The sequence below is a fragment of the Persicobacter sp. CCB-QB2 genome (assembly GCF_001274635.1).
Classification (GTDB): domain Bacteria; phylum Bacteroidota; class Bacteroidia; order Cytophagales; family Cyclobacteriaceae; genus Persicobacter; species Persicobacter diffluens.
This window is the reverse complement of sequence record NZ_LBGV01000001.1, coordinates 1,451,419-1,472,771: the sequence shown is the minus strand read 5'-3', so window position 1 is coordinate 1,472,771 and position 21,353 is coordinate 1,451,419. Positions and strand designations below refer to the sequence as shown.

The following is a 21,353-nucleotide window of genomic DNA, read 5'->3' as shown; positions in this document are numbered from 1 at the left end:
TGGGAGGTTGTTGAAAATGTGACGAAAACATGGTAAGAATGAAAATCATTTTTGAGTAAATGAAAAAAGCACGATCGGTAAGGGATCGTGCTTTTTAGATTATGGGTATTCAATAAAAAATTAAATGCTCTCACAGTAAGCCATCAAGGCTTTTTTAATTTTGCCGAAGGTCGATTTTAATAATTCCTCATTTTCCTCCAGTAGGGTGACGCGGAATCCCTGTAACTCACTGGCAAAGGAAGAGGTTGGGACTACACAGACTCCTTCCGCTGCTAAGAGTGAATAAACAAAGTGCTTGTCCAAAGACATATTGGGTTCAGCATCTTCCCAACTTTTCAGAAGTGCTGCTGCTTCGGGATTTTCAATCTTTAAATGCTGCCCTTTTTTCAGTACGTCCTCCCGGAAAATGATGGTGTTATAAAAGGCACCATTGGTGGGGTTGAAGGTAATGTAGGGGATGTCATTTAAAATATCCGTGATGATATTACTTCTCTGCCCGATTTCTTTATTCTTTTCAATACGGTAGGGCTGGTAGCGCTCATCTCCCATAATGATCGGAATCGCTTTCTGTGGTAATTTGGTGGAACAAACCTCAATCATTTTGGCATTGTCCAGGGTCTGACAGAAGCGTTCGAACTGTTCGTCGGCTCCACGATTGTAATATTCCATCCATCCACAACGCGCACCCGGCCAGGGGAATTCTTTGGAAATACCTTTCAAAGCAATGCCCGGAACTTCCTGAATGTACTCCGCCAGTTGCCATGCCGAGCGTCATTATAGGTTACATTGCAATATATCTCATCGGAGACCAACATCAGATTGAACTCTCTGGCAATTTCTACAAAGCGATCCAGAATTTCTTTTGGGTATACCATTCCCGTTGGGTTATCCGGATTAATAATCAGGATGCCCACCACATTGGGATTGTATTTGATCTTCAGGTATAAATCATCCATATCCGGATACCAGTGATTGTCCGGATCCAGTTTATAGGTCAGGGGGCTGGTGTTCGCATGCGCTCCTTCAGAAGAAGAGTGCGTGGAATAGGCCGGAGACGGACCAATAATTCGGGAGGTCGGCATCAGGAATTGATACACCTTTGATATGGCATCTCCCAGACCATTGAAAAATAAAATGTCTTCAGCAGAGATTTGGGCACCCCCCAGGGTATTGGTCCTGGCGGCCAAAAAGGCTCGTGTTTCCGGAATCCCTTTGGAATGGCAATATCCAAAAGTATCATCCTCTTTTACCAATTGGCCAATAATGTCCTTCATCCAATCGGGCATTTTGGCATTTTTCTGAATGGGATCCCCAATGTTTTCCCAGTAAATAGGCTGACCAACCTTTTTCAGTTGTTCCGCCTTTTTTACAATGCCCCGGATTTCGTACGTTAGCTCGCTTGCTCCCTCTCTTAAAAGACGTTGTCTCATATTAAATTATACTCATTAATGACGGGCATTCAGGTAGCCATGGCTTTCCCGTCTAAATTAAATTGCGAAAAATTCAACCTTTGATTGTTGATGAATTTCTGGCGGTTCTATTCCGTTGGTGAAATAGAGGTGATTATTTTATACAAAATTAATGCCTGATTGGGCTATTTGTGGCGTTTTGCGTTAATTTCCATTAAAATTAATGGCGGTGTGTATGCCTTCATTTGGTACCAGAATCTTCCGGTTTTTTCCGCGAGTGGCGGATTAATTTTGATTTTGTGAATTATAATGTTGTAAAGTTTGTGAAATTCTTATTATTTCTTCAAAATTCAAAGGTGGGAGAGCGTTTTAGGGTATGATTATTTGGATTTTGATCAAAGGTCAGGAATCCGGGGCAGATAATCCCTGTTTTAAGGCTGTTATAAGAGAAAATGGATATTTAACAGGATGAATAGAATTTGGTATTTTTTGATTTCAACAGTAGTTGTGTTAGTAGCTGCATTTTTCTTTCATGAGCAGCGGCTTTCTCAGAAGGCAATGGCCGATCGGGAAGCCCGATTGAAACGGGAACGCCTGTATATTGAGCAAATCAAAAGTAGTGGAAGGGTAGAGCTGGCGGTGGAAGAGTTTGTGTATGTGGATACGGTGAAGAAGGTAGAACCCTACACTGTTTTTGGCTTTTCTCTGTATGATGCCACGACCAGTCGGGTGTTTTATGTGCCGGGCAGATGTTCCTTTATGGTAGATTTTGGTGATGGGGAGAAAACACAAATTTATTCACAGGGTGATTCCATAATTATTGCGGCTGATTTGATCATGGATCATCTTTATTTTGATATTGAAGGGGTGAGTATTAATTCTCTGGAAGAGAGCTGGTTATCTCAGATGGATGATGTGAATACCTTAAGGGATTTGTCCAAGCGAATCAGAAAAGAGTACGCGCCTCAACTGGCCAAAGCATTTTTGTGGAATCCGGTATTGGATGGCCTGGAGCAAGGGGTGTTTGAGCCCTTGTCTGATAAGGTGATTATTTTAGAGTTAAATTCCGGATTTTGGATTGGGGAACAGTACTATGAGCCGTCACCATCACGTTTTCGGTTGCGATGAATTATTCGTTTCCAGCTAAATTCCAGCATTCCTTTGGGAGGGTATCCTTGTGAAAGGCATAAGGTGGAAAGGGTGAAATAAGTTGATTTGGTGGAGAAGTCCCTGATTAATAGCTTCAGCCTTTCCATTTCCGGAGGTTGGTGCAAGTTGGGTTCCGGGCCAGGGATGAAGGCAGTTTGTTTGAGCTCTTTTGGCTCCTCTAATGGAGGCTGATAGGGCCAAAAAGCGAGTGCCGCCAGCCCGGTTTTGCGTTAGCAAAAGGCCCCCAAAACTCAGTATGGATCGTTCCTGTGTAATGGGGAATAAAAAAAAGGCCGGAAATTTTCCGACCTTTTAGGCTAATATTATTTCAACAAACCGGCACGCTTGAGCAGTGCATCAGTTTTGGGTTCGTCTCCACGGAAACGTTTATATAAAGTCATGGGGTGTTCACTTCCTCCTTTGGAAAGGATATTTTCTTTAAAGGAAGTGGCGGTAGTGACATCAAAAATGCCTTTTTCCTGAAATGCTTCAAAGGCATCGGCGTCCAGCACTTCGGCCCATTTGTAGGAGTAGTATCCCGCGGAATAGCCGCCCTGGAAAATGTGGCTGAAGCTGGTACTCATACAAGTACTTTCTACTGTGGGGAAAAGCTCGGTGGGTGCCATGGCCTTTTTCTCAAACTCACCCACTTTGGTGTTTTCCTCAGGCGCCTGCCCGTGCCAGGCCATGTCTAGGAGTCCAAAGCTCAACTGACGAAGGGTTTGGTAGCCCTCCAGGAAGTTGGCCGATTCTTTAATTTTAGTGATCAACTCCATTGGAATGCTTTCACCAGTTTCATAATGCTTGGCGAACAAGTCCAGGCATTCTTTTTCATAGGCCCAGTTTTCCAGAATCTGGCTTGGGAGCTCCACAAAGTCCCAATAAACGCTGGTGCCGGAAAGACTGCTGTATGTGGTGTTGGCCAATAATCCGTGCAAAGCATGCCCGAACTCATGGAAAAGGGTGGTGACTTCATTGAAAGTCAGCAGGCTTGGTTTGGTAGCAGTTGGTTTGGTGAAGTTACATACGATGGAAATATGCGGACGCTGTTGCTGGCCATGTACGTTGGACTGTCCACGGTAGGAGGTCATCCAGGCACCATTTCTTTTTCCTTTTCTTGGGAAGAAATCTGCGTAAAATAAACCTACATAGTCGCCAGCCTCTGTTTTTACCTCGTAGGCGGTGACTTCTTCATGGTAAACCGGGATGTCAATCTGCTTAAAGGTAATGCCGAAAAGTCTGCGAGCCGTTTCAAAAACCCCGTCCACTACTTTTTCCAGTTGGAAATAAGGTTTAAGGATTTCGTCATCAATGGCAAACTTTTCCTTTTTTAGCTTTTCGGCATAGTAAGCCCAGTCCCATCTTTGCAATTCTCCTTCCAGTCCTTTGGAAGCGGCAAATGCTTTCACTTCCGCGACCTGTTCATCAGCTACCGGCTTCGCTTTTTCTAAAAGGTCATTCAAAAAGCCTTTTACGGCTTCGGGGCTGCCAGCCATACGTTCTTCCAAGGTGAAGTCCGCATGGTTTTTATAGCCCAGAATCCGGGCCTTTTTATGGCGAAGGCTTACGATTTTTTTAATGATTTCCTGGTTGTCCAAATCATCTCCATGGAACCCTTTTTGTCCAAAAGCCAGGAATAATTCCTTTCTTAATTCCCGATTGTCAGCATAGGTCATGGTCGGGATATAAGAAGGGTACTGGAGTGTCAGGGCGTATTGGCCTTCTGCCTCCTGGTTTTTGGCTTCCGCTGCTGCGGCTTCCAAAGCAAAATCCGGCAGACCGGCTAAGTCTTCCTTGTTCTCTACAATTTTGACATATTTATTGGTTTCGGCCAGTACGTTTTCACCAAACTGAAGACTTGTTTTGGAAAGTTCAGTAGAGATTTCGGTCAGCCGGGCTTTTTGATCCTCGGCTAAAAGAGCACCATTTCTCACGAAACCTTTGTAAGTCTTTTCCAAAAGGGTCTTGTCTTCCGGAGAAAGCGCATCAAGGTTGGTATTTTCAAAAACCGTTTTTACTCTTTCGAAAAGGGCCTCATCTAACAAAATCTCATTGGAATAAACCGTTAGTTTCGGAGCGAATTCCTGAGCGATTTTTTGAATTTCATCATTGGTTTCGGCGGAATTCAAATTGAAAAAGATGGAAGATACACGCCCTACCAATTTCCCGGCTTCATCCAAAGCAACGATGGTATTATCAAAATCTGCTGGTGCAGTATTGGCTTTAATGGCCTCAATATCTTTTTTGCCACTGGCAATGGCTTCCTCCAAAGCAGGCAAAAAATGTTTTTCTTCTATTTGATCAAAAGGAATTGCCTCGTAAGATCCGGCAAATTTCTCTACTAAAAGTGGGTTATGACTCATTAGATCGATTTTTCATTATGGGAATAATTCCAAAAATAGGACAGTTTTGTAAAAATTTACGTGATTTCATCCAAAAAGGTCCGGCGGAGCAGATTAATTTAAGACTTTTTTCCTGCTATTGATCTAAAAACTATGGGTTTAAACCAATTCTTACACTGGTGAGTTATCAATTTAAATTACAGGTAGTTGTGCTTATGTAGCTTTAATTTTAGAACATTATTTGCACAATTATGAAGAGAACTTTACAGGTAATCATTTTTGGGATATGCTTTCTTTTTGGTTCTTCTGCCATGGCGGAGCAAGAACCTCATCAGGATCGAGAGAAGAGGTCTCATAAGAAAGAACAAAAGCAAGAGAAGGGAATACAGCGGAAACAAAGTCAAAAAGAGCATCTGAAAAAATCTGAGCCTCAGGTAGAGGAGGTCATTGCCCCCATAAGTATTGACGAGTTTAAGCAAATGATAAAAATGACTCGTCCTCCTAAAAAGCTCAAGGCATAATGTATTGTGAATGTCTGAGCTTTAGAATGCCATTATGCCTCGTTTTTAACTACCATACAATCTGATTGATGGAATGATGTACTACAACATTCATTAACCCATATAAGGATTGATTGTCAGTGTTTTGTGGGTGGTTTTGATTGTTGAGAGTCCGAATTGGCGAAATAGTTAGCTTTCTTCCTCACTCATCTGCTTTGTTGGAAAAATCTCGAAATAAGGAATTGTTCCTTCATTTTCCTCCCTTGACACTGAACGAGGTTTTAGCCTTCATAATTCAGGTAAATTCAATTTAGAGGCCAGCTGTAATTCTGTGATTTTTCAGTTTTCAAACGGCCTTGCTAAATTGTTTCCTATTCATCTGCTTCCCTTGGAAAAAACTCGAAAAAAGGGCGTCTTTTTCTTTCAACGCCCTTCGCCTAGACCTGGATAAAAGCAGGTTTAAGCCGAATTATTCAGCGCTAAATTTACTGGTCAGTCCTAAGTAGCTTACTCTAAGTTCATTATTGTTTGTTTTCTTTGATTTATAATATCCCAAATCTGGGCAAGCTTGCTTTCTCCTCATTCATCTGTTTCGTTGGAAAAAATTCGAAATAGGAAAAATTCCTTCATTTTTTCCGCCTTACAGCTAAACGAGGATTTAAGCATGAACAATCCGGGTTAATCCGGCTAAAAGAGGAGTTTTCGAGTTGATTCCAGAGGCGTAGTTTATAATTTAAGTAAGGCATCGAAAAATCCCATATTTTTCGTTTTGTCTTTAATAATAAACAGAGGCTTACTGAAAGGGTAATTGATCAGACGTTCGGCTACATCTCCGAGGATGAGGGAAGCCAAGAAGGATTTTCCTTCCGTACCAATACAGATAGCAGAAGCCTTTATCTTTTGGGCGTAATCAGAGATAATTTCTGCTGGGTTACCTTCATTATCCAGCAGGAATTTGCACTGAACGGCATCTCTCTCCGGGATTCTGCTTTTTTTCAGAAATTGCTCAAATTCCTTTTTTCGATTGTTCCGGATAGTTTCCACCCATTCATCATAAGGAATACCCACGGAATAATTTCCAATGGGTGCCGAGAATACATGAACACAGTCAATAATGGGTTTGTTGGCTGACTGGAAGGCGATTTCATAGGCCTTTTCCAGCGCCAGCCTAGAGGCATCGGTAAAATCAACAGGGACAATGACATGGTCAATTTTCTCCGGTAGCGTTTCCGGAATAATCAGCATGGAACAAGGAGCCATATTGGCCACTTTTCTGACCAAATATCCACTGGTATCCATACTGCCTCTGATACCCGAGGGTAATAATTCGATCTCTTGGGCAAATTCAGGGAATACTTTTGGTTTTTCTTCTTCCTCCTCCATCATTGGGGTGTTTTGACGTTCTTTCTTCCCAATAGCAATTAAATCCACCATTTTTGTTTTGGCATACTGTACAATTGTTTCCGCTTTATTACCCTTTTTAATGCGGAAGTGAATGCGGCTTTGTTGATCTTTGAAGTAACGCTCCACAGACTGTTCGATGCTGTCCATTAAAATCTCCTCAAGATTTCGGTCCGCTTTGTTTTTATAGGCGGAGGTCCAGTCTTCTTTCGGGATGATATGCAGAAAGTAAATTTCTTTTACGTCCACTATTCGACAGATCATGGATAGGAACTGAAGAATTCGGTCATCCTGTGCAGAGAAATCAAGGGGAACAAGTATCCTTTTTATTTTATAATACATGGTTTTGTTTTTGTTCTTTAATACAAAACCATGTAGATTTTTTAATGTTGTCCTTTGAATAATGCAAAAAAAAGCACCATCCAAAAAGAATGGTGCTTTTTAAAGAGTGGGTTGAATTTAATCTATAAGGTTATTCACCACTAAAGCAATATTTTCTCGATTAAAATCCAGAATGTTTTGTTCACCGCCTTCTTCCACTACAATTGTTTCAAAGCCCAGGGCATTGGTTCGGAGGATTCCTCCAAAGTAGCGGTATATTTTGGTTTTATAGGCCAATTCATCCACTCGGTTCAAATTGATGGTGGCATTGGTATTGGGGCAACAATCAGCCCCTCTTTTAAGGATCAGGGATTTATTTTGATGATTGAATGAAACTACAACACGATTCGCTTTTTCAGCATCGTTATTTTCCGATGCCATAGCAACGCTTCCTAAACCTAAAAAGAAAAACACTGCGATCATTTTAAAAGCTCTCATATAAACGGGAAAACGAATCGTGCACAAATTTCAAAACGAATTGTGCACGATTTTTTCACACGACTACCAGTATGATTTAATTTGCATGTTGCTGCCCACGAAAGAGCGAAAATGATTTGCCATGCTCGATGATGGATACACCCAGCGGGTTTGGGTTCCGTCCATAACCAACTCAACGTCATAAAAAGGAGTCTGGCCGAAGCCTTCAATCCAAAGGGATACCTGTTCAATATCAGTATGATCGCCCTCTACCTGCAAAAACACTTCATTTTGAATGGCCCCAAAGCTGGTAACCTTAAAGCCTGGATAAATGATTTCGGGATTAAACTCACCTAAATCATACCCGTTCGCTCGATCATATCCCGAAAATATCAAAATATCATCCGGATGCGCTTCAACAGAGAGTAAGTGATTGCCGTAGTTTGTCCAAGCCCTTGCGACCTCATCTTCCCGCGCTGTGGCAGTAGCGGAAAGGCCTACATAATTCTTTGATTCATTTTCCATGTAGTACAAGCCTGGGATGCCAACCCCAGGAATGAGTTCATTAGGAAAATGGTTTGCAATAGGTGAACTTTCTGGATTTGGATCAATGTTGCCATTCGGTAGTCTTTTGGCGTTAATGGCCGCTTGTCCACGATAATTAAGGGTCATACCATCGGCTGAAAAGCCAGGCTTTGCAGGGTTCGCGGGTATATTGTTGTTTCCTTCAAACCCAAAACGATACAGTTCAAGTGCGCAATTGCCGGGAGTCATGGAAACCTCTATGGTGATTGGCGGGAAAATGAAACCTTCGTAGTAATTGCGTAGTGAATTAACAAAGCCTTGCAGGTGGATGATGTTGTGGCCAACATTCGTAACTCGATTTGAGTAAGCGAAACGCCCACCTACAGGAGATCCGAATGACCAGCCGTTAGCCATGTCGGGATTTTCATAGTCATTCAATACATAATTTGCAGAATAATAATCAGTAACATATTGAATCCAATGCCGCGCGTCACGCTGTTCACGGCTTACTAGTACTATAAAGTCATTCCATTCATTAAACATGTTAATGAAATTTTGCTTCAAATCTTCCTCTGTAGGCGCCCAAATTGAATCTAAATCGTCAATCGAGTTAAAAATTTCTGTTGTGATTTGATCGAGTTCGTTCGCGTTTCCGTCAATATATTCCTGTATTTGCAGCATGAAAAAATGAATCACACTTAGCTCCGGATAAACTAATGAGTTACTTATGTTCACAGCCGCAAATCGTGAATTAATCAATTCAGTTTGCCCTTCAATTAATATTACCTTATTCCTCGTATTCCAAACGTCTCTAAAATCATTTCGAGCAAGGAAGTCCCTCATCCCGATAGTGCCGCCTCCGGATGTGCGTTGAAGATTCATACCCGACATCATATTAGAAGTTTGCGTAATCAAATCGACATACGTCGAAGGATCGCCGAGATCCACAAGCTTAAATTCAATATCAATGACCTTTTCAGGGTCTGTAATTGCAAATGCTAGCTGATTTGAATTAATAGCACCAGGTAGTGCCCGTGGTGCTTGCATTCCTATATACGGCCTTCCATCTGAATTTTGCTGAAGGTATGGAAGAACACCTCCCATGTCTGCCTCTATGTATGAATCGATGTCGAAATCAGGTCGGGGCGGGCCGGGGTTCGACCCTGAAGGGTCAGCTCGTTGATCACCGTCTACACGTAAGCTTAGACGAACTCTAATTGAATCATCGCTTGTGGGGGATCGATAATCAACGTGCGTCTGAATTCCGCTTGTGTTGAAAGCTGAGTAAAAAAAGAGATCAGGCGAATTTGATGCGTACTTCCACGCGGTCCAAACGTCTGGATATGCAGGGTCAGCACCTTCTGGAGTTATTGACATCACATCAGACTTGTTGAATCCTAACAAGTCACCTGAAGTCCACGGGCAGTCACTTTGCTGAGAGTATATCAAGAAATCGTCAAGCGGATCTCCGGAATCATCAAGCAATGTGATCCTAGAAGCTCCAACAAATCCACGGATTTCAGCATAAATTTCAATTGATTCCTCGTGAAATAGAAAAAAACCACCTCCTTGTTCTCCCGGGCTAGAAAAATCATTCGTTCCGTCAGTTGCGACGATTTTTTTCACATACCCCCTAAAGGTCTCACCAAATTCAGCATCAACAAAAAAAGGCATTAAGTCGAAATCTTCCTGCCAGACTTCACCATCGCCTTCTAATTTCACCCATGCGCGCGCTAAAGTAGGTGTGAAGGGAAATAGTAGTCCGTATGTGCCATCGAAGAAAAGACAATTTGCACCTATAACATCGCGCTGATTTCCTATAGTCGATTTCATTAATAATTCCTCATCTTCAGGCAGAATAGATTCTTTGTCATAGGGGTCAAGAAGTAGCTGAATCACCCCGGCAGTCCTTTATGTGGTTTCATATTAAGATATTAAGTAGTAGGGGTAAAAGGCGTCCAATCTGCGGGTAATCCGTGTTTCGTTGGATCAAACCCCGCCGGAACCCATGGCGTATACCGTTGTAGATCAGTCGGAACCCAATCAACCAATATCGGCCCAACTTCAATATTAGCAATGGAAAGATAAGCTAAGTCTGGTTTTTCCGCTGTGCCCTGGCCGTTCAGGAATTTGTCGAATCCGGGGAAATTCACATTAAATGATCCGAATACGAAAATACCAATACGATATTCGCTATAATACTCCGTATTAATGAACATGATTTTAGTGTCACGGTATATGTTCAAAAATTGATATTTGGCTTTTTTTAGGTCGATCACTGTGTAATCAAGGCCATCATCTGGCTTAACGTCTTGCGTGAAAAAGCTTATATCGTTGTCGTGAATCTTCCAATTATCATTATTCGCTAGCTCGGCAACCTTCTGAGCATCTGTTAAAGAATCCCAGTTCTCGACCTCCAACTGGTAAGTTACCGCATCCCTGCCAAGTCCTACGCCGCACAACATTCCATTTTCGCGCTGTCCACAGCTCCAGCCGTCGGGGTTTAAGCTTTCACCCGCAGGGATTTGGTCACGGATTTCTACGGTTGGAACGATATAATATCCACCTATTTGCTTGTGTGAATAGTTTGTGCCTTTACCCGGACTCGCTAAAGCATCGGCTACAACGGTTCCGGCGGGGTCATTTACGTGATCCATATTAAATAACTTCAATTGAAAGAGTAGAAGAATTTTTTCCGAATGAGCGATACAAATAGTAAGTCTCAGTATGCCCGTTTTGGTTAGTGTACTGGAATTCCTTTTCGATCACTGCATTGTTAATGAGGCCGTTCACGCGGAAGGTGGCTTTTGCCCATGCTGCTGGGTAGGCATAGTAAAAGTACTCATCTGCGCAGGGCTGTGAGTAGCTTTTCAGGCGGTTTGTGGCAAGTTCCGAGCGTGAAAGGTGGGAAGCATTCATCCGGTTACTAATCTCCGTGTCAGACATAGCTTGTAGGTCATCTGAGTCAGCGAAAAAGAAGCGGCGGTGGCGGAAGCTTACCGTTGTGCTTTTCGTGTCCTGCTGTCCCTGCTCGTCCGTCACTGTGATGCTGTAGCTTGTTGAAGTATTAGCCGGAGCATTAACGGGCTTTGTTCCGGATTGATTGCCGCCAGTTGGTGGGATGCTCTCACCTGCAACAAGGATGTTAGTGATATTAAGACTTCCTTTTGTTACGCTCCAATTCAGGGTAATAGGAACCGTAGCAGCTCCGGTATACTCATGCACTCCGCCGCCAGAAATGGCCGCAACAGGTGGGAAAATCTCCGTGCCGACCAGTGCGACCCAATCGTCAAATGATAGTCCAGAAGGTACTGTATCACCCGCCTTGATAGCTCCAACGTCGATATTGAAAGTATGATCCTGCGCGGTGACTCCAACGCCTGCATTGGTGGCTTTGTTTCGAAAATCACTTACAGGGACATTACTTAGATTCTTTGTAGCAGCAAGGTTTTCTACTTTCACCTTCCGGGTCGTAGTACCCACCCGGTCAATCATTGCATAGTCATTAGAGTGAGGGCTAAATTCCTCATCCTCTAACTCATATATTCTTTTTGCATCAGCCATAGGTAATTCTGTTTTGATTATGATCAATAAGTATGTGACCTGAGCTCGTTACTATTCCAGCGCCTGGCACAAAGGTGACTATGTCATAAGTCTTTCCGACTATTCGAAACGTTTCAACAATGTTTTGAATTTCGAGCACATCGGCCGTAGAAGGAGCCATCACGCGGAAGCTCACACCAAGTGAGCCACTATTTTCAGTGCTTAGGCCAATTTCTTCCGGTTCCTCATCCGGTAATAGCCCTGGCTCAAACACATCCGCCTGTTCGCTAATTAATGATATCCATCTGGAGAGCGGGGAGCCTTCAATTATATAGATACTGTTCTGGCTGCCAGATACGTGACGATTCAAATTAGATTCTAAAGCGAGTGTCTGACCAGTGATATTGGCACGCCACAGTGCATTTGAACGCCACGGCAAAAAGTTGTTCCAGGTTGTCAACAAGGAGCGGAAGGGCCACGATAAATACACTACCCGGTTAGGTAGTCGAATTGAAAAAGGAATTTTCCTTTTCACAAATCTTAATATGTCGAATCCGAGCATAAGGAATATTTCTTTATATGATTGTAGCAAGCTGTTTTTTTAAACCATCCAAGTGACCATGAAATCTCCTTCTTTTGGGAATGTGTCACCATCAGCCCACCCCCCATCAATATGTCCATCAGGCCAGATAGACATTGGAGCACTGGTTGACGCGTCGTAACCCCAACCAGAAGCATTAGGCAAGTACCCCCGGACCCGCTGATATCGGGAAGGGCGGTACCCTACAGGGAGACCGGAATACACTATGTTACCAAATAAACCCTTAGACTCATTACCTATCACTCTACAATGAACCACTCGCCCAATTCTTTCAAGGTCTATTGTAATATATGTGTCTGGCTGAACTGTACTATTTAGTTTAAGCTTCTCTGATTTATAGTAGATCTTATCATAAGCCGCTTTTACAGCCTTTGAGGTGGCTAATTGGCTGCTCTCATTTGAATCAACCGAATCAGATTTTGGAAGATTGAAGCCGCTTTCCTTCGTTTCAATTTTCGGCTCTTTAACCTCGTTTAAATCGCCAACAGCCTTTGAGGTCGCAAGCTCATTGGAATCTTTTGAATCAATCGAATCGGATTTTGGAAGGTTGAAGCCGCTATACTTCGTTTCAATTTTTGGCTCTCTAGACTCTGCTAGCTCGTAAGCTTTCTTTTGCACTAGATCCTGATAAATATTATGCGAACCGTCCAGCTTAATGGTTAAAGTGTTGGCCGATGCATTCAGAACTCTATTCGCTTTATATTCAAAAGCAATTGGTCGGATTCCTCCATCCTTGTACTCACCATCGTGCGTGATCTTTTCCATCTCAAAGTGTACCTCGGTAAGTCCCGTTACACTTTGAGCCTCCAGGCGGCCCACGCGGAAACCGTCGGCATGGATGATACCCACCAAACCTTCAGAGATTGACCAATTCCCCGCTGTTCCTGTCGTTTCACAGCCTTCAATGACACAATTACCATACTGCGAAAAAAGCCGATCAAGTACGGTATAGATCTGATCTTGCATATCTACGAAATAGTCACCCCACCATTTCTTTATACCAACGTCTTGTGTTTGTCTTTTCATATTTATAAGTCTGAAGCGTTAATCATTGTAATACTGGAGTGATTATCTCCCTCTTGCGGCTGGTAATTGAAATAGCCACTTTCCAGCTCGTGGTATACATCTATGGCCGTCCAGTCCGAGGTTGTAGTCTGAACAAACAGGCCATTAAACCGCATAGAAATCAGCCCTTCAACCCGCATTAAATACTCAGCAAATTGCTGTTTATAAAATCGGGCATCGAAGCCCACCACCCAGCGGTACTGCTCAATCGCAGCTTCAATATTTTGCTGAACAGTTACGGCTGAATAATGCGGATCATAATATATATTCAGGTCATAGCGGATAATATCTGCCGACAAGGATATTAAGTTTACCGCCGTACCAGGATACTTTACGTTTCTCAGGTATTGCTCAAAAGCGTTCAGCTCCTGCGGGCTCAACTGCTCCAGCTCATCGTCCACCATTTTGGCGAGCTTCACCGCAATACCTCCGCTGATTTCCTGAACTGATGCACGCGAGATGATTCTCCGCGTCTCGTCCTGAACTTCAAAGACTATCCGGCCATGCTCGTCAACAATTAATTTATCGCCCTCAAACCCTGCTCCATCATCAGCGCCTTGAAACTCCATTATGCGATCATAATACCATGCCAGCGTGCCATATCTTTTTGTATTGATTATCATATCAACGTCATTTTGAAAAATTTGCATGATGTTCTCAAAAGCCCAAATAGCATGCGCCCATATATAGCTCCAAAGTTTCCAATCCGCTGCATCAGATTGCGAAGGAGTTTCAAAAACATCATTGATGTTCTGCTCCAATTCTTGCTGTATTTCAGTGATTTCTCTAGCCATAACCTTATGCCTTATTCGCTTATTACTTTTTCACCATCTAGCTTTTTCAATACATTTTGTCGTATAGTATCATCCGTCTCCCGAATTTTCACCTCCATGCCTTCAGGAAGTGAGTCAGCCACGTCAATGGTATATAAATTATTATCCTCGATAATCATAAATGCAGCTTCAATATTGCCATATTCCTGAATAGCTAAATCAAAAATTGATTGTCCCCTGACCGTTTTAATAGTCTGCATCTATACTGATTTTTGAGTTCTCTATACTTAATGATTTCACCGTCATTCCATCACTAGTAAGTTCCTGATTGATAGAATTCAATATCTTTGCTGAATCATCATCATTCAGATAATCCTCAATACCTACACCCAAACCAGGAGCATGCTTCAAACTACCTTTTCTGACACTAATAATCTTTTGAGTAAGTGCCCGCGTGGACTCTCCCCAAGACACATCACCACCGGAAAAGTCAAGGTCTCCATTGATATTTTTAATATCGTTTGCCATATCATAAATTATTAATGTTCAATGCTTTCGTCAGAAATATCATCCACTTTCGTAGGGGTTAGCTGTTGCCCCGCCCAGCTGGCTGTGATTGCTTTTAGTGCTGCACCTCCATCATTCGGAGCGGTCACCCAATTGGAAAAAGCTGTCTTCAAACTGTTAATATCCCGCTCAATAGTATTAAGCTTATCCACCAGCTCGTTAATGTCCGTCATGAAGGAGCCCTTATCAGCATTATTGAAAATGATCTTTTCTTCCACATCATCAATAATAAGTGAAGTCTTCTTGCCCTGGTAGATCACCTTTTCCACCACCGAAGCAATAAGTAAAACACAACGCTCTTTGTCATGACCCACTGGAGCTGCGACCACATAACTACCAATCGCCGGAACCTGAACAAAACAGCTCTGATCACTATCAGCCACCGCGCGAAGCTGCACATCAAAAAGTAGCTCATCATATTCCACCTGTGCGACCATCTCCTTTTCATCTACCTGCTTCACGATACCAATAAATGATTCCTCAGATACTGATTTCACCAGGTTACTAAGCCCGTCTAATATTCGTTTTTCGTTCATATCACTTAAAGCTTAAATCCTAGTTTAAGATCCTGTCGCAATCCATCAGCAGGAGAAAAGGAGTAATTCACCGCGCGAATGAAATACTTACCTTCCACCTCTTGCTGATAATTCAAATTTTGATAACTCACCGAACCGCCAGCCTCTGCAAATGGTATAAAAAACATCTTCAAACTGCCTTCAAAACCATCATAGTAATACCGCTTCAGCTCTTGGTCTGCAATGTTCTCCAGTACCTTTGTGTCAGTCACATTGTATCGGAAGAAAGTCATGGCCATTCCTCCTTCCATGCCCTTTATAATTTTCACCTCAGTACCGTCCGGCTTCTTACCCACAACCGTAATCTGAACCGGGTTAGCGTCAGCATACTGGTAAGCCACGTTGTTCTTCAAAATGTTTCTTCCAAAAATTGCCGGAACCTGAGCTTTAGGATTCAAGCCAATACCTCCAATATATAGCTCATTATGATCCATTGAGACCGTAAAATTGAAAGTCTCCCGCAGCTTCGCCAGCGCCCCTGCCGCATTGCCCTTAAAAGTCATTTTATCAATGCCTGCTTCAATAGTGTTTGAAGACACTTTTAAGGCCGTTCCTTCAATCAATTTAGCGGCAATCTGCTTGACGGTCGTGTTCTTTTCATTGATCACAATCGCCCGTTTCCGGAGCTGGTACACTGCATCTTCTACCCGTACCCTTACCTCCGTGCCCGTGTCAATATTGGTGATATATCCTTGAAAAATCTCTCGGATTTCTTCCTCCAGGTAACCCGCTTCAATCGTGATTTCATCGCCCGTGCGGATCGTATCATCAATCCGCATGCGCTGACCCAAAAGCGTCATCATGACCGGAAACCTCAGCTCTCCAGTAGCAGAAAGATTGTCCAAATCCTTCAGCACACGAAAGCTCTTGCAGCCCTTGAAAAGGTAGCGTCCTGCAATCTTGATATTTACTTTTGGTGTTAACATTATTCTCCAGACAGTAATTCAACTTCGTTAGGGATATCACTTACCAGCTCAATCTCGTAACGCTGATAACCAGGGGCCATTGACAGCTCCTTAAATTTTAGCTTCTCTATTACCACATATTGAAACAGCTCATTGGTGATCACGCATGAAAAGTCCAGTGCCGTATTCTTTTTCCAAATGCTCCGCAGGATGCTAGCCTCCGAATGCGGGTACTGCCCACGGTCTCGATGGTTAAGCAGTATGCCCGTAATCTTGATTTTGTAATCATCCACGGCAATAAATTCCTTCACTGACCCACGGTGGTCACCTCCTGGGATATAGCTCTTGGTCATCCGCTTCTTGGCGTCAATCACCATCATCGGCTGAAGGTTGATATGACCCGACTCACCACTGCCTAGGTAGATCCCATCCAGCTGGATAGGGCAAATAATCGGCTGACCAAACAAGTCCCACACTTCCGCCTCCCCAAACTTCACGCCCTCGTTTTGAGAGAAAACACCGTCCAGAATATCACCACGGTCAACCCACTGCTTCTTTCGATAGGCAGGGATCTGGCCGAGGCTCAAAGGGAACGGAAGGCCCTTATAACTTGCCAGTGATTCGTATATGTTTTTTATATCAAATTCCATCAGTGTGTATTAATTTCGTGCTAATTGATTGGCGCTATTGACTACCCTTAAAAATCGCTCGGTCACCTCTTCCACCAGCTCGTCCATGCTTTCGCGGATTTCTTCCACCTCTCCTTCAATATTGAAGTTGATGTAATCCTGAAATTTTTCTATATCAATATTAATAACTGTCTGCCTTGCTCCACCGCTAACAACGCTCTCCGCCATGCGGCTGGCGGCCGGATCAACAGCCCCGCCCGTTGTTGGGCCAGGGGTGAGTAATCCCCCCTCTGAAGCTCCCATGTTTCGGGTCTGCGTGATGATGCTATTCACCTGCTCCAGCGCTGCGCGGATGCCCTGCTCTTGCTCACGACCAAAAGCAGCCGTCTGCTTGTCGAAAGTGATGAGTTCTTGCTGTTTTCTGCGATATTGGCGATTTACTAAGCTATTAGCAATAGCATCTCCAGCTCCACCTCCTGCGGTGAATTGCGGGTTCTCTACCCGCTCACGTAATTGGTCTCGCTCGGATACCAGACGGGCCCGCTCATCGGTTGCCGCCTCGCGGTGGGCCCTGGTCTGTAGCGCCACCTTATCCAGTTCATTCTCCAGCTGGCCGCGACGGCTCAGCGCATTGCGAAAGATGGACTGGGCCTGCTGCTCGTTAATGTCCCGGTTCTGAAGCTTGAACAGGTCAAGCTCATTGTCCTTGCGCATCATCTCCACTGAGCTGTCAATCAGCTTGGTGGCCTCCATCGTGTCGTTGAGCTTGGACTGTGCCGTGGTCGCCTCCTGGCTCTTGTCTCTGAAAAGAATCATGGCCGTGGTGATGGCCGCAAGACCCGCCAGCACAATTCCGAAAGGAGAAGCTGAAAGCGTCAAGTTAAATGCCCTAGTCGCCACTGCTGCACCACGTGTGGCGATGGTATGCGCGATCACAGCTGCCCGGTGCGCCACCGTGAGTGCTGTCTGAGCCTTCAGGGCCACATTATAGCCAATCGTACTGGCTTTCATAACCAGCATTGCTTTGCCGAGCAACACAATTTCTTTGCGGTGCTTCATCAAAAACACCATGCCAGTACGGATGCCCTTAATCGTCTGGGATAAGTAGTTACCGATTTCACGCGTATCCAACGAGCGGACAAACAAAGTAGCCTCCTGCGTGATAAGTCGGAGTGTCGGCTGTAAATGATCGTACAGCTGCAAAGTGATTTCCTCCGAGGCCGAGCGGAGGGTAACAAAGTCGCCCGCTAGGTTGTCCAGCTTCGTGGCAGCGATTTTTGCCGCCGTGCCCTCGGCGTTCTCCAACTCCTGTGTCCAGTACCGGATCTGGTCGGAACCAGCAGCCAGCAGGATATTCATTTCCTGTATCGCCTCATTGCCGAAAATGGTAGAAAGCGCCGCTTGTTGTTGCTTTGTGGTCAGCCCGCTAAAACTTGTCTCCAGCTGCTCCACCATGTTTGCCATACCCACAAACTCACCATTGGTATCGTGGAAATTCAGGTTAAGCTGCTTCATGGTGTCGGACATCGCCTTAGTAGGCTTGGCAAGCCGCACCATTCCCGTGCCCAGGGCACGCGTAGCTACCGTACCCTTTAAACCCGCATTAGCCATAAGTCCAATGGTGGCCCCACTCTCGGAGAGCGAAACCTTCATAGCCGCCGCAGTCGGGCCGAAGTACTTCATCGCCTCGGCACCTTCCTGCACATTCGTATTAAAGTTCGCCTGGAGGAAGGCCGCCTGATCCACCACCGTACCCGTTTGGGCGGCGGTCATCCGGAACTGGGAAAGTATGTTAGTAGCAATGTCGGCCGAGGTGGAAAGATCCAAACTTGCGGCTGCGGCCAGATCGAGCGTGGCGGGTAAAGCCGCAATCTGTTGATTAGCATCAAAGCCCGCAAGGGATAAAAAGCCCAGGGCGTCCGCTGATTCTCTGGCTGAAAAGGCGGTGCTTGCTCCGGCATCACGCGATGCCTGGCGGAGCTCAATCATTTGCTCGGTGGTAGCCCCTGACAATGCTTGCACATTGGACATGGACTTTTCAAACCCAGCACCAATACCAACAATACCGCCCAACGCGGCCCCTGTAGTGACCGTTAAGCCGAGCCCAGCAACAAGGCTTTTGAATTTTGAAGTCAGAGAAGTGGCTTGTTGCTCCACCCTGCGGAGACTCGACGTTCCACTTTTACCGAAGCGGACAAGAGAGTTTGTGGCTTTATCGGAAGATTCCTTCGTCTTAACAAAACGGCCGTTCACATCACGTAAACGGCCGTTAGCATCTTTAGAAAATTTCGTCAGAGAATGATCAGCCGCTTTAGCGTTTTGGGTCAGGCGCGGTAAAACCTCATTACCGTTTGTCTCGACCTGTATTGTATGCAGCGTTGTTGAACTCATTATCTGATTTTTCCTGCTGCCGGATATGATCCAGCATCGCGAATTTATAAGCCCACTCCTGATCTGTTAATTTCTCAGGATTGGGACAAACATTATAATATTGGAGAAGGGTATTGATATATCCTACACTTCCGGTATTGACCGTTTTTTGTGACTGCTCTAGCAGCTCCCCCAGGTAGCCTTTTTTGCCTCGACTAGTTTGCTGTTACAGAATGATACAATTGACACATACACTTCAATATCATCATTGATTTGATCAACTGTCAAATCACCTCCTATAAAGCAGTCACTTATTAGCTGGTCTGCTTTTTTAGTCAGATCCATGCTACCGTCTTCATTTGTGGCTATACCCTCCGCTGCTGAAAGTTGCTGACGGTTAGGTAATTTGAAAAATAGTGCCAGACCCTCAAACTCGTAATACTTGATTCGGCCGTGCTCTTTCTTCCAGGCTTCTACCTGCTTCGCATACTTCGCAGGGAATTTAAGTGCTTCTTTTTTCTCAGACATGTTAAATATGGGTTTGGTTAAATTAAATTTGATGCTCTACACGCAGGGCAAGAAAAGGCAATGAGACTTTCATATGCGTATCGCCTTGCGTAAGTTTTTTGACCTGTCCGCTGAATTTCGCACCCACAACGCGGTCAACAATGGTTTTCATGACCACTGTGGCAGGGTCAGTACTTTTAGGAATGTAGGTAATCAATAAATCCACCTCCATACCCGCGATGGAATTATGGCCCCGCTTTTTAGCTTCCTCGGTCATGGCTTCATAGTCAGCCTGAAGCATCTCCAAAGCTCCGGCCGTGGCTTCATTACCTTCACCGATGTATTGTGCAGTATTACCCGCCCCAAAAATAGCTTCAAGGGCCAACTCAGTGCCGTACTCGACATCAGTAGCGCCGAGCATAGGGCGGCCGTCCATGATCACGTTAAGATCTTTCCAGCTGAATTGTCCGGTTTTCGTTGAAAATGACATTATTCAATCGTTTTTGAAAAGCCCAGCTCAATCACAATTTGCTTGTGGTAGGCCCTTGGTTGCACCATCAATTTCACTTTGGTTTGCCCGGTGGCCAATGTGTCCTGCGCCGGATCTACAAATGACTGGAAGGCGGAGATTTCCCCGGCCGCGGTCATTTGTTGATTCACTGCATCGTCAATGCCGCCCTGGAGGCGCTTCAGCTCTCCGATACCAATCTGCCCGGAGGCGTCAACGGAATAGTCGTCATTGACAAAATCACAAAACACATTGTAGGCGATACGCTGCGCCTTGTCGATCACCCGACCACGAGCGAATGAATTGAAATCATCCGTATCAGCGGTCGCCGTTGGATCATCAGCATAGAAGTAGCCGTTCTTTCCATAGCGGACAATAGGCAGGACATAACCCTTATCGTGTATGGTATCGGCCGCATTCATCAGCTCCTCTGCGGTGGTCTCCCCGTCGGAATAGAAAGCCTCCGTCAAACCGAGGTCTCCATTAGCAACACGCCCAATGTTTCTTTGAACCGAAAGACTGGAGTATAAACCGAGCAAGAAACCCACGCGTGCTTCTTTACCTTCATGGTTCGTTGGGTCGGAATCCAGCTCCTCCAGGCTACGACCCAACAGCGTGATTTGGACGCGGTTGTCAGATCCTTGTTTTAAGTCTCTCAGTTCTGCGATTTTACCTGCATCGAACATTCTACCCCCCATAACGCAACGCGTGGGGTGGTGACGCCCCGCAAAGTCTTCGCACAGCGCCTGAGCAAGTGGCAAGGCGGCCAACACATCAGCGTCGATGCCTTCGGCCGAAGGAATTGAAGGGGAGTATGAGCTGGTAAGCTCCACATTAACGCCCCATACTTTGATGCGGCCAGCGCTGGCATCCAACAATTTTTTCGCAAGTGGATTAGTAATATCGCAGATCTCGGAAATTAAGGTATCATCCGCAACCAGCATAATCCATAGCTCTTGCCCGGCCCCAGCGAATTGATAAAACTCCTGAATTTCACGCAGGGCAAAGCCAGAAAGCTCCAGGTCAAGAGCATCTTCATAAGAGAAAATTACCTTCGGCTCCGATAGGGCAATATCAGGCGTCGCTGTTCCGGAAACAATTAATCCCGCAATACCATCGTCCAGGTTAATTGTTCCACCCAGCTGCCCTTTAAGCAGTTCAAAAGAAACGTTTGGGATACCCATAC

Annotated in this window: 20 protein-coding genes and 1 pseudogene; 2 read left to right on the top strand and 19 right to left on the bottom strand. The window is 44.7% G+C overall.

Annotated features, from left to right (window positions below; all coding sequences use genetic code 11):
- Positions 1–120: 120 nt before the first annotated feature.
- Positions 121–1,430: pseudogene (locus NG22_RS06670) on the bottom strand (pyridoxal phosphate-dependent aminotransferase).
- A 447-nt stretch (positions 1,431–1,877) separates the two neighbouring features.
- On the opposite strand from NG22_RS06670, the gene NG22_RS06665 reads away from it, so the two are divergent.
- Positions 1,878–2,537 carry a hypothetical protein gene (locus NG22_RS06665; protein WP_053405014.1) on the top strand — a complete coding sequence of 220 codons (660 nt, stop codon included), beginning with the start codon at positions 1,878–1,880 and terminating at the stop codon, positions 2,535–2,537.
- A gap of 344 nt (positions 2,538–2,881) precedes the next feature.
- Here the strand turns inward: NG22_RS06665 and NG22_RS06660 are convergent, their stop codons facing one another.
- Complete coding sequence (locus NG22_RS06660; protein ID WP_053405013.1) at positions 2,882–4,921, bottom strand: M3 family metallopeptidase; 2,040 nt, start codon at positions 4,919–4,921, stop codon at positions 2,882–2,884.
- A 230-nt stretch (positions 4,922–5,151) separates the two neighbouring features.
- Between NG22_RS06660 and NG22_RS06655 the strand changes: the two genes are divergently transcribed.
- The gene (locus tag NG22_RS06655) at positions 5,152–5,421 is read left to right on the top strand and encodes a hypothetical protein (protein WP_053405012.1); all 270 of its coding nucleotides are present in this window, start codon (positions 5,152–5,154) and stop codon (positions 5,419–5,421) included.
- A gap of 705 nt (positions 5,422–6,126) precedes the next feature.
- On the opposite strand, the gene NG22_RS06650 is transcribed toward NG22_RS06655, so the two are convergent.
- The 17 genes from NG22_RS06650 to NG22_RS06570 form a co-directional block, all read right to left on the bottom strand.
- A complete protein-coding gene (locus NG22_RS06650) occupies positions 6,127–7,143 on the bottom strand; it encodes a universal stress protein (RefSeq protein WP_053405011.1) in 1,017 nt (338 codons plus the stop codon).
- Between the two features lie 117 nt (positions 7,144–7,260).
- Positions 7,261–7,620, bottom strand: a complete 360-nt coding sequence (locus NG22_RS06645) for a hypothetical protein (RefSeq protein WP_053405010.1) — start codon at positions 7,618–7,620, stop codon at positions 7,261–7,263.
- A 63-nt stretch (positions 7,621–7,683) separates the two neighbouring features.
- Positions 7,684–10,023, bottom strand: a complete 2,340-nt coding sequence (locus NG22_RS06640; RefSeq protein ID WP_053405009.1) for a hypothetical protein — start codon at positions 10,021–10,023, stop codon at positions 7,684–7,686.
- 35 nt (positions 10,024–10,058) lie between these two features.
- Positions 10,059–10,781, bottom strand: a complete 723-nt coding sequence (locus NG22_RS06635) for a hypothetical protein (RefSeq protein ID WP_053405008.1) — start codon at positions 10,779–10,781, stop codon at positions 10,059–10,061.
- Position 10,782: 1 nt separating this feature from the next.
- Complete coding sequence (locus NG22_RS06630; protein WP_053405007.1) at positions 10,783–11,688, bottom strand: hypothetical protein; 906 nt, start codon at positions 11,686–11,688, stop codon at positions 10,783–10,785.
- A complete protein-coding gene (locus NG22_RS06625; RefSeq protein ID WP_157600896.1) occupies positions 11,681–12,202 on the bottom strand; it encodes a hypothetical protein in 522 nt (173 codons plus the stop codon). Before NG22_RS06625 ends, NG22_RS06630 begins: the two co-directional genes overlap by 8 nt.
- Positions 12,203–12,268: 66 nt before the next feature.
- Positions 12,269–13,294, bottom strand: coding sequence for a tail fiber protein (locus tag NG22_RS06620; RefSeq protein ID WP_053405005.1), 1,026 nt, complete (start codon positions 13,292–13,294; stop codon positions 12,269–12,271).
- A 2-nt stretch (positions 13,295–13,296) separates the two neighbouring features.
- Complete coding sequence (locus NG22_RS06615) at positions 13,297–14,127, bottom strand: hypothetical protein (RefSeq protein ID WP_053405004.1); 831 nt, start codon at positions 14,125–14,127, stop codon at positions 13,297–13,299.
- Positions 14,128–14,138: 11 nt separating this feature from the next.
- Positions 14,139–14,366, bottom strand: a complete 228-nt coding sequence (locus tag NG22_RS06610; RefSeq protein WP_053405003.1) for a hypothetical protein — start codon at positions 14,364–14,366, stop codon at positions 14,139–14,141.
- On the bottom strand, positions 14,353–14,634 hold the full coding sequence (locus tag NG22_RS06605; RefSeq protein WP_053405002.1) for a hypothetical protein: 282 nt from the start codon (positions 14,632–14,634) through the stop codon (positions 14,353–14,355). Before NG22_RS06605 ends, NG22_RS06610 begins: the two co-directional genes overlap by 14 nt.
- An 11-nt stretch (positions 14,635–14,645) precedes the next feature.
- On the bottom strand, positions 14,646–15,209 hold the full coding sequence (locus NG22_RS06600) for a hypothetical protein (RefSeq protein ID WP_053405001.1): 564 nt from the start codon (positions 15,207–15,209) through the stop codon (positions 14,646–14,648).
- 5 nt (positions 15,210–15,214) lie between these two features.
- Positions 15,215–16,174, bottom strand: coding sequence for a hypothetical protein (locus NG22_RS06595; protein WP_053405000.1), 960 nt, complete (start codon positions 16,172–16,174; stop codon positions 15,215–15,217).
- On the bottom strand, positions 16,174–16,803 hold the full coding sequence (locus NG22_RS06590) for a DUF6046 domain-containing protein (protein ID WP_053404999.1): 630 nt from the start codon (positions 16,801–16,803) through the stop codon (positions 16,174–16,176). Before NG22_RS06590 ends, NG22_RS06595 begins: the two co-directional genes overlap by 1 nt.
- 9 nt (positions 16,804–16,812) lie before the next feature.
- Complete coding sequence (locus NG22_RS06585; RefSeq protein WP_053404998.1) at positions 16,813–19,173, bottom strand: phage tail tape measure protein; 2,361 nt, start codon at positions 19,171–19,173, stop codon at positions 16,813–16,815.
- 159 nt (positions 19,174–19,332) lie between these two features.
- The gene (locus tag NG22_RS06580) at positions 19,333–19,680 is read right to left on the bottom strand and encodes a hypothetical protein (protein WP_053404997.1); all 348 of its coding nucleotides are present in this window, start codon (positions 19,678–19,680) and stop codon (positions 19,333–19,335) included.
- A 22-nt stretch (positions 19,681–19,702) separates the two neighbouring features.
- Complete coding sequence (locus tag NG22_RS06575) at positions 19,703–20,149, bottom strand: hypothetical protein (protein ID WP_053404996.1); 447 nt, start codon at positions 20,147–20,149, stop codon at positions 19,703–19,705.
- Entirely contained in the window at positions 20,149–21,351 is a 1,203-nt protein-coding gene (locus tag NG22_RS06570; protein WP_053404995.1) for a DUF2586 family protein, read from the bottom strand. The genes NG22_RS06575 and NG22_RS06570 overlap by 1 nt, the downstream gene beginning before the upstream one ends.
- Between the last annotated feature and the right edge of the window lie 2 nt (positions 21,352–21,353).

Coding starts and splice junctions, on each gene's coding strand:
- NG22_RS06665 (WP_053405014.1), top strand. CDS start 1,878: ATGAATAGAATTTGGTATTTTTTGATTTCAACAGTAGTTGTGTTAGTA.
- NG22_RS06660 (WP_053405013.1), bottom strand. CDS start 4,921: ATGAGTCATAACCCACTTTTAGTAGAGAAATTTGCCGGATCTTACGAG.
- NG22_RS06655 (WP_053405012.1), top strand. CDS start 5,152: ATGAAGAGAACTTTACAGGTAATCATTTTTGGGATATGCTTTCTTTTT.
- NG22_RS06650 (WP_053405011.1), bottom strand. CDS start 7,143: ATGTATTATAAAATAAAAAGGATACTTGTTCCCCTTGATTTCTCTGCA.
- NG22_RS06645 (WP_053405010.1), bottom strand. CDS start 7,620: ATGAGAGCTTTTAAAATGATCGCAGTGTTTTTCTTTTTAGGTTTAGGA.
- NG22_RS06635 (WP_053405008.1), bottom strand. CDS start 10,781: ATGGATCACGTAAATGACCCCGCCGGAACCGTTGTAGCCGATGCTTTA.
- NG22_RS06630 (WP_053405007.1), bottom strand. CDS start 11,688: ATGGCTGATGCAAAAAGAATATATGAGTTAGAGGATGAGGAATTTAGC.
- NG22_RS06620 (WP_053405005.1), bottom strand. CDS start 13,294: ATGAAAAGACAAACACAAGACGTTGGTATAAAGAAATGGTGGGGTGAC.
- NG22_RS06615 (WP_053405004.1), bottom strand. CDS start 14,127: ATGGCTAGAGAAATCACTGAAATACAGCAAGAATTGGAGCAGAACATC.
- NG22_RS06610 (WP_053405003.1), bottom strand. CDS start 14,366: ATGCAGACTATTAAAACGGTCAGGGGACAATCAATTTTTGATTTAGCT.
- NG22_RS06605 (WP_053405002.1), bottom strand. CDS start 14,634: ATGGCAAACGATATTAAAAATATCAATGGAGACCTTGACTTTTCCGGT.
- NG22_RS06600 (WP_053405001.1), bottom strand. CDS start 15,209: ATGAACGAAAAACGAATATTAGACGGGCTTAGTAACCTGGTGAAATCA.
- NG22_RS06595 (WP_053405000.1), bottom strand. CDS start 16,174: ATGTTAACACCAAAAGTAAATATCAAGATTGCAGGACGCTACCTTTTC.
- NG22_RS06590 (WP_053404999.1), bottom strand. CDS start 16,803: ATGGAATTTGATATAAAAAACATATACGAATCACTGGCAAGTTATAAG.
- NG22_RS06585 (WP_053404998.1), bottom strand. CDS start 19,173: ATGAGTTCAACAACGCTGCATACAATACAGGTCGAGACAAACGGTAAT.
- NG22_RS06580 (WP_053404997.1), bottom strand. CDS start 19,680: ATGTCTGAGAAAAAAGAAGCACTTAAATTCCCTGCGAAGTATGCGAAG.
- NG22_RS06575 (WP_053404996.1), bottom strand. CDS start 20,149: ATGTCATTTTCAACGAAAACCGGACAATTCAGCTGGAAAGATCTTAAC.
- NG22_RS06570 (WP_053404995.1), bottom strand. CDS start 21,351: ATGGGTATCCCAAACGTTTCTTTTGAACTGCTTAAAGGGCAGCTGGGT.